The sequence below is a fragment of the Bartonella sp. AA56HLJMS genome (genome assembly GCF_042197145.1).
Lineage (GTDB): Bacteria > Pseudomonadota > Alphaproteobacteria > Rhizobiales > Rhizobiaceae > Bartonella.
The window spans coordinates 1-1,071 of sequence record NZ_JBHIRL010000084.1; the positions used below are offsets into that span (position 1 = coordinate 1).

The 1,071-nt window shown below is 43.7% G+C and carries 1 protein-coding gene; it reads left to right on the forward strand.

What is annotated here, in order from left to right:
• Positions 1–1,071 (forward strand): tyrosine-type recombinase/integrase (locus tag ACFINI_RS09960; RefSeq protein WP_375648041.1); only part of this gene is annotated, 1,071 nt, incomplete at both ends.

Genomic DNA, 1,071 nt, shown 5'->3' on the forward strand with positions numbered 1-1,071 from the left:
ATGAATCGTCTTAATGCAAGGGCTGTCGCAACATTGGGAGCTGGTAAATATAATGATGGTGCCGGCTTGCTTCTTCACAAACGTAAAGATGGTGGTGCTCAATGGCTTTATCGTTATACCATTCATGGTCGGCGCCGCGAAATGGGCTTGGGTGCCTTGCGAGATGTTTCTTTAAAACAAGCCCGTGAATTGGCAACTAGGTGGCGGGCTGTTTTACGTGAGGGGCGTGACCCTATTAAAGAACGCAACAAACAAAAGCGTGAGGCAATGCGCAATCTCCATTATTTAAAAGATATTGCTCTAGATGCTTTTGAAAGCCGTAAAGCTGAATTAAAGAATGATGGTGAGTCTTGTAATTGGTTTTTACATTTACGCCTCCATATTCTCCCTAAATTAGGCTGTCTGCCCGTTTCAGAGATTACGCAAACAGAGATACGCGATACCCTTGCCCCTATTTGGCATACAAAAGCTGGAACTGCTCGAACAGCACTAATGTGTCTTAATCTTTGTCTCAAACATGCGGCTGCATTAGGGTTAGATGTTGATTTACAAGCAGTAGAAAAAGCACGCGCTCTCTTAGGCAAACAACGTCATAAAAAACAAAGCTTACCAGCCATGGATTGGAGAGATGTGCCGGCTTTTTACCAATTTCTCTGCAAAACAACAACTATAAAACATTTAGCTTTGCGTCTGCTTATCCTGACAGGCGTTCGTACCAACCCTTTGCGTCATGTTCGTGAAGATCAGATTGAAGGTGATATATGGACAATCCCTGCTGAGAATATGAAAGGCAAGCGTGATGCCACAACAGAGTTTCGCGTGCCCCTATCATCTGAAGCAATAAAAGTAATTGAACAAGCCCGCTGTATCTCTAAAAGTGATTTCATCTTTTCACTTACCGGTCGTGGTCCTCTTTCACATACGATGATGGCGGCGTATATGAGAAAAAATAAAATTGAAGCTTGCCCCCATGGTTTTCGCTCTAGTTTACGCGATTGGCTAGCAGAAACAACCGATGCCCCCTATGAGGTCGCTGAAACTATTCTAAGTCATACAGTAGGAGGACAAGTA